Origin of the sequence: Flavobacterium sp. CFBP9031 (assembly GCF_034044945.1) — a bacterium.
In the GTDB taxonomy this organism is placed as follows: domain Bacteria; phylum Bacteroidota; class Bacteroidia; order Flavobacteriales; family Flavobacteriaceae; genus Flavobacterium.
In genome coordinates, this window is record NZ_JAXCWF010000017.1 from 67,164 (window position 1) to 74,172 (window position 7,009).

Annotated in this window: 9 protein-coding genes; all 9 read left to right on the forward strand. The window is 33.4% G+C overall.

Going from position 1 to position 7,009, the window contains the following annotated elements; genetic code table 11:
• Positions 1–6 precede the first annotated feature (6 nt).
• The 9 genes from SOM12_RS22635 to SOM12_RS22675 all read left to right on the forward strand — a co-directional run bounded on the left by SOM12_RS22635 (position 7) and on the right by SOM12_RS22675 (position 6,771).
• A complete protein-coding gene (locus SOM12_RS22635; RefSeq protein WP_320495600.1) occupies positions 7–534 on the forward strand; it encodes an NADAR family protein in 528 nt (175 codons plus the stop codon).
• Positions 535–539: 5 nt separating this feature from the next.
• On the forward strand, positions 540–1,361 hold the full coding sequence (locus SOM12_RS22640; RefSeq protein WP_320495601.1) for an FRG domain-containing protein: 822 nt from the start codon (positions 540–542) through the stop codon (positions 1,359–1,361).
• A gap of 44 nt (positions 1,362–1,405) precedes the next feature.
• Positions 1,406–1,876 carry a macro domain-containing protein gene (locus tag SOM12_RS22645; RefSeq protein WP_320495602.1) on the forward strand — a complete coding sequence of 157 codons (471 nt, stop codon included), beginning with the start codon at positions 1,406–1,408 and terminating at the stop codon, positions 1,874–1,876.
• A gap of 18 nt (positions 1,877–1,894) precedes the next feature.
• A complete protein-coding gene (locus SOM12_RS22650) occupies positions 1,895–2,401 on the forward strand; it encodes an O-acetyl-ADP-ribose deacetylase (RefSeq protein ID WP_320495603.1) in 507 nt (168 codons plus the stop codon).
• Positions 2,402–2,442: 41 nt separating this feature from the next.
• Complete coding sequence (locus tag SOM12_RS22655) at positions 2,443–2,991, forward strand: RNA 2'-phosphotransferase (protein WP_320495604.1); 549 nt, start codon at positions 2,443–2,445, stop codon at positions 2,989–2,991.
• A gap of 66 nt (positions 2,992–3,057) precedes the next feature.
• A complete protein-coding gene (locus tag SOM12_RS22660) occupies positions 3,058–3,618 on the forward strand; it encodes a 2OG-Fe(II) oxygenase (protein WP_320495605.1) in 561 nt (186 codons plus the stop codon).
• 3 nt (positions 3,619–3,621) lie between these two features.
• Positions 3,622–4,353: a metallophosphoesterase family protein gene (locus SOM12_RS22665; protein WP_320495606.1), complete on the forward strand. Its 732-nt coding sequence runs from the start codon at positions 3,622–3,624 to the stop codon at positions 4,351–4,353.
• A 1-nt stretch (position 4,354) separates the two neighbouring features.
• Positions 4,355–5,290: an ADP-ribosylglycohydrolase family protein gene (locus tag SOM12_RS22670; protein WP_095928440.1), complete on the forward strand. Its 936-nt coding sequence runs from the start codon at positions 4,355–4,357 to the stop codon at positions 5,288–5,290.
• A gap of 11 nt (positions 5,291–5,301) precedes the next feature.
• Positions 5,302–6,771 carry a nicotinate phosphoribosyltransferase gene (locus SOM12_RS22675; protein WP_320495607.1) on the forward strand — a complete coding sequence of 490 codons (1,470 nt, stop codon included), beginning with the start codon at positions 5,302–5,304 and terminating at the stop codon, positions 6,769–6,771.
• The last annotated feature ends 238 nt before the right edge of the window (positions 6,772–7,009 follow it).

Consider the following 7,009-nt stretch of genomic DNA (forward strand, 5'->3'; position numbering starts at 1 on the left):
GAAAAAATGAAATATAATATAGATACCATAGCTCCAGAAAGTAAGTTTGTATTTTTCTGGGGTCATCAACCGAGTAAAGACGGAAAAATTCTCAAAACCTGTTTCAGCCAATGGTGGTTGAGTTCTTTTAAAGTAGATAAAGTAACTTATAAAACTGCAGAACATTGGATGATGGCCAAGAAAGCAGAATTATTTAACGATCAAGAAATTTTAGAAAAAATCCTTGAAGCTGATTCTCCTGCCGAAGCTAAAAAGTTGGGTAGAGAAGTTAAAAATTATGTAGATACGATTTGGCTAGAAAATCGATACGAAATTGTAAAACAAGGAAACTTTCACAAATTCAGCCAAAATGTCGATTTGAAAACGTTCTTACTAAATACGAAAGAACGCGTTATAGTAGAAGCAAGTCCAGTTGATCCAATTTGGGGAATCGGAATGGCAGAAGATCACAAAGATGTCCTAAAACCAGAAGCTTGGAAAGGATTGAATCTTTTAGGTTTTGCTTTGATGGAAGTTAGGGATGAATTGAGATAAATATCATGAAAATAGAACTAATTAAATCAGTAAATGAATTTTTGAGTTTAATTCATCAAACTGAAAATTTTGAAAATAATTGGTACAGAGGTCATAAAGAAACAGACTTCCGTTTGGAACCAACTTTATATAGGGAAAAAAAACAAGTACTTACAGGGGATGAACACTTTCAAGTTAGACATTTTGAAGTTGAGGACGAAGAGTTTCTAATTAATGAATTTAAAACAAAACTACCCTTAACTATAAATGATTATACTCCAAGTGATTTAGATTATTTGTATTTAATGCAACATAATGGAATAAAAACAAGATTGCTCGATTTTACAACAAATCCTTTAATTGCTTTATTTTTTAGTGTTTTTGAAAGCAAAGACATAAAGAAGGAAAGTGAAGATTTTACTCGTAGAGATGAATTTGATGAAAATTGTTCAAGTGTTTTTTGCATAAATCCTAAAATTGTCAATAAGGTTTCATTTGGTGTTGAAAGTGTCGTGGATTTATCATTTTTAAATTTTGATGAAGTAAGATTTTTACAAACACCAGTTTGTATTGAACCAAAAAATACAAAAATAGATAAAAGAATAGAAGCTCAATTTGGAAAATTTGTACTTTTTGGAAAAGAAGTAAATCCACTTGATTGGTACGATGTTCCAAGAAAAAAGATGTTAAAAATTTTGATTCCAAATTCGAAGAGGGAAAAAATCTTAAATGAATTAAATCGAAAATATGGTCTAAATTCAGAATCGGTTTATCCTGATACAGGAATTCCAACTAATCAAATTGATAAAATAAAATTAGATCTTAAAGGAAAATATAAAAAACTGTAGTGCGAGAGCGATATACCTGACAGTTCTTATTAAAATATTAAAAAATGAAAGACATTCAATATATAAAAGGCGATGCGACATCTCCTGAAGGATCAGAGAACAAAATAATCGTTCACGTTTGTAATGATATTGGCGGATGGGGAAAAGGGTTTGTCATGGCAATTTCAAAAAAATGGAAAACACCAGAAAAGCAATATCGTGAATGGTTTAAATCTAAAAATGATTTTGAATTAGGCAAAGTGCAGTTTGTTCAAGTTGAAGAGGATTTATGGGTTGCAAACTTAATAGGACAGCACAAAATTAATAAAGATGAAAACGGTGAAGCTCCAATTCGATACCATGCGATTGAAGAAGGGTTAGAGGCTGTTTCTGATTTTGCAAAAACAAACAACGCATCAGTCCATATGCCTAGAATTGGATGTGGATTAGCAGGAGGAAAATGGGAAATTATTGAGCCTATCATTCTTGAAAACCTTTCTAGTCAGGATATAAAAGTCGTGGTTTATGATTTTTAAATCCATAATAAAAGTATCATGAAAATTGAATTGTTAAAAGCGGATATAACAGAAATTAAGGTTGATGCAATCGTAAATGCAGCGAATACTTCTTTGCTTGGAGGTGGTGGCGTTGACGGTGCAATTCATCGAAAAGGAGGAAAAGCAATTTTAGATGAATGTGTCCAAATTAGAAATAAGCAGGGAGGATGCAAAACAGGTGAAGCTGTAATTACAACTGCAGGAAATCTGCCTTCTAAATATGTTATTCATACGGTTGGACCAGTTTGGAATGGTGACAAAGAAGAAAAATCAAAATTGCTTGCAGATTGTTACAAGAACAGTTTGAATCTTGCTGTTGAAAACAGAATCAAAACAATTGCTTTTCCAAATATCAGTACAGGGATTTATCACTTTCCAAAAGATAAAGCCGCAGAAATCGTAGTAAGAGCTGTAAAAGATTTCGATAAATCAAATGAAATAGAAAAGGTAATATTTGTCTGTTTCGATGATGAAAATTATAAGATTTATAAAGACCTTTTGTAGATGTTCCTTAGGGACATTTCATTGGTAAAAAAAACATTAATATGAATGAAAATATAGCAAAAAGCGTCAGCAAGTTTTTAAGTCTGGTGCTTAGACATTCGCCAGAAAAAATCGGATTAAAATTAGATGAAAACGGTTGGGCAGATGTTGAAGAATTAATTACAAAATGTAATAAAAAAGGACAACGCATGGATGCAGAACTTTTAGATTACGTTGTAGAAAATAACGATAAAAAGCGTTTTGCTTACAATGAAGATAAAACCAAAATTCGTGCAAGTCAGGGACATTCAATTTCGGTTGAATTAAATCTAGCAGAAACAGAACCTTTGGAATATCTGTACCACGGAACGGTCGGTAAGTTTATGGAAAACATTCGTGCAGAAGGTTTGAAGAAAATGAACCGTCAACACGTGCATTTAAGCAAAGACAAAGAAACGGCAACAAAAGTAGGAAGCCGAAGAGGAGTGCCACAAATTTTAACCGTTAGAAGCGGTGCGATGCATAGAGACGGATTCAAATTTTATTTATCCGAAAACAATGTTTGGTTGACCGATGAGGTTCCGGCAAAGTACATTGACTTTGCATCATAATAAAAAGATTGCTTTAGAGATAAGACTTTCTAAGAAACAATTTTAGTAATTCATAAATACATAATCATGCTGAATATTATTAATGAAGAAAAGGAAATTTACACGATCGATAATTTTCTTACTGTTGAGGAGTGCAATGAGTTGATAGAGAGAAGCGAACAAATTAGCTTTGAAGAAGCTGAAGTAAATGTTGATGGCGCACAAAAAATGATGAAAATGGTACGCAATAACGAGCGTATCATGTATCAGGATGATGAATATGCCTCTTTGTTATGGCAGAAACTGGAACCATATGTTAGACCAGAAGTAGGAAACAGTACAGCTATTGGATTAAATGAAATGTTCAGGTTTTATAAGTATAATCCAAGTCAGCGTTTTAAAATGCATATTGACGGAAGTTATAAACGCAATGAATCTGAATCTAGCTATTATACATTTCTTATTTATCTGAATGATGGTTATGAAGGTGGAGAAACAAAATTTGCTTCGGGTGAAATTATTGAACCCAAAACAGGATCAGCTCTTATTTTTGAACATAAACAGCGTCATGAAGGAGCATCTTTGATCTCGGGAATAAAATATGTTTTAAGAAGTGATATTATGTATAAAAGTAAAGACAGTATTTAATTAATGAAAAGGACATTAGTTTTTGGAGATATTCACGGAGGATTAAACGCTTTGGTTCAGTTACTAGAGAGAGTCTCGATATCTGAAAATGACAGATTAATTTTTTTAGGAGATTATGTAGATGGCTGGAGCGAATCGGCACAGGTTATTGATTTTCTGATGGATTTATCCCAAAAGAACGAATGTATTTTTATAAAAGGAAATCACGATGCTTGGTGTCAAGAATGGTTGATGAACGATGTTGTAAATGATATCTGGTTTCTTCATGGGGGAAAATCGACAATAGAAAGTTATCAGAATTTTGGTCTTTCAGGAAAGAAAAAGCATCAGGAATTCTTTAATCAAATGAAAGATTATTTCGTAGATGAAAACAACAATCTTTTTATTCATGCTGGATTCTCGTCTATGCATGGACCAGAAAAAGAACATTACCAAACCAATTTTTCGTGGGACAGAACATTATGGGAAATGGCGCTGACAATGGACAAGCGAATCAAAAAAGATTCACTTTTATATCCAAAAAGGTTATTGCTTTTTAATGAAATCTACATAGGCCATACGCCAACGCTTCATTACGATGTAGAAATCCCAATGCAAGGTTGTAATGTTTGGAATATTGATACAGGAGCAGGTTTTTATGGAAAACTTTCCTGTATTGATATAGAATCAAAAGAATTTTGGCAGAGTGATGTCGTACAAACCTTGTATCCTAACGAGAAAGGAAGAAATAAATAAAATGAAAAATACAATAGAATCTGGTTTATTTGGCCTGGCTGTTGGCGATGCTCTGGGAGTTCCGGTTGAATTTCAATCTCGAGCTTATTTAAAACAAAATCCAGTTACAGAAATGTTTGGTTTTGGAACACATCATCAGCCAATTGGAACTTGGAGTGATGACAGTTCACTAGCTTTTTGTTTGGCGGAGAGTTTATGTTCGGACTATGATTTGAATGATATTGCAAGAAACTTTGTGAAATGGTATAGTGCAGAATTGTGGACACCACACAGACAAGTTTTTGATATTGGAATAGCAACCAGAAATGCAATTTTAAATATTGCAAAAGGACATCAGCCCGATTTATGCGGAGGATTTTCTGAAAGCGATAACGGAAATGGTTCCTTAATGCGTATTTTGCCATTGGCTTTTTATCTTCAAAAAGAAAACAATATTGAAGTTATTTATCAAAAAGTAAAAGAAGTTTCATCAATAACACACGCGCATTTTAGATCTGTATTTTCTTGTTTTATTTACATGGTTTATTGTTTGGAAATTTTAAAAGATAAAGATAAATTCGAAGCTTATAAAAATACCCAACTTGTTCTTTCTAAATTTCTGGAAGATAAAAGTTTTAATCCTGTTGAAATCGGATTATTTGATAGAATTTTGAAAAATGATATTTCAAAATACAATGAAAACGAAATTCATTCTTCGGGTTATGTGCTTCATAGTTTAGAAGCGAGCATCTGGTGTTTTCTAAATTCGAATTCTTATGAAGAAACTGTTTTAAAAGCAGTCAATTTGGGACAAGATACCGATACAACTGGTGCAATTGCAGGAGGATTGGCAGGAATTTATTATGGAATCGAGAATATTCCGCAAAAATGGATTGAGAATTTAGTAAGAACAAACGATATAAAAGAGTTAGCACAACACTTATCAAATAAAATATAAATAACTTATATATGAACCCACTACTATTAACTGACGGTTACAAAGTTGACCACAGAAGACAATACCCAGACGGAACCACAATCGTATATTCTAACTGGACACCAAGAAAATCAAGAATTGAAACAGTTGATGAGGTAATCTTTTTTGGATTGCAATATTTCATTAAAAAATATATCATTCATGACTTCGAAGAGGATTTCTTCAAAAAGCCAAAAGAAGAAGTGATTAAAAAATATTCTCGCAGAATCAATAATTATTTAGGCGAAAATTTAGTTGGAACTAAACATATAGAAGATTTACACGATTTAGGATATATTCCGATGGTATTCAAAGCTTTGCCAGAAGGCGCAAGCGTTCCGCTAAGAGTTCCAATGTTTACGATGTATAATACGATTCCAGAATTTTTCTGGTTGACGAATTATTTCGAAACCTTACTTTCTGCAGTAGTTTGGTTGCCTTGTAACTCAGCTACCATTGCAAAAGAATACAGAAAAGTATTAGACAAATATGCAGCAGAAACGTCTTCTGTTCCAGAATTTGTAGATTGGCAGGCGCATGATTTCTCAATGAGAGGAATGGGCGGAATAGAAGCTGCTCTAACTTCTGCAGCTGGACATTTATTGAGTTTTACAGGATCTGACACGATTCCAGCAATTGATTTCTTAGAAGAATATTACAATGCCAATTCAGATCAAGAATTGGTTGCAGGTTCAGTAGCAGCAACAGAACATTCTGTTATGTGTATGGGAACAACAGAAGGCGAGTACGAGACATTCAAAAGATTAATTACAGAAGTTTATCCAAAAGGAATTGTTTCTATCGTTTCAGATACTTGGGATTTATGGAAAGTTTTAACGGATTATCTTCCAAGATTAAAAGAAGAAATCGTTTCAAGAGAAGGTAAAGTCGTAATTCGTCCTGACAGCGGTGATCCGGTTGATATTATCTGCGGAAATCCGAACGGAAAAACAGAACAAGAGAAAAAAGGCGTTATCGAATTGCTTTGGGATGTTTTTGGAGGAACTACAAATGCTAAAGGATTCAAAGAATTGGTTCCGCAAATCGGAGCTATTTACGGAGATAGTATTACGGTAGCAAGAGCGACTCAAATCTGCGAAAGATTAAAAGAAAAAGGATTTGCTTCTACAAATGTTGTTCTTGGAATTGGTTCTTTCACGTATCAATATAATACCAGAGATACATTCGGATTTGCGATGAAAGCAACTTACGGAGAAGTAAACGGAGAAGGAAGAGCGATCTTCAAAGATCCAATTACAGATGACGGTACTAAAAAATCGGCTAAAGGATTAATGAAAATCGATTTAATCGATGGCAAGTATCATTTAACAGATAATGTTTCTTGGGAAGAAGAAAAACAAGGTGAATTGAAAGAAGTTTTTAGAGATGGAAAACTTTTGGTTGATCAATCGCTGAGTGAAATCAGAACGAGAGTAAAAAGTGAAGTGAGTATCGAAGCTTAATTATAAATAGAAAGCCTGAATTTTAAATTCAGGCTTTTTTGTGATTTGAATTTTTTACGTTCTGTTTGTCATTTCGACGAAGGAGAAATCTTCGCAAGTAGCTCCATACAGCAAATCGCCAATCTTTGTAGAGTTTCTAACGAAGATTTCTCCTTCGTCGAAATTGTAAAAGTCACTTATTTCGGTAACGGATTTATCATTTCGATTGGCTTTTTTCCATCAATTCCCTGATGTGGCC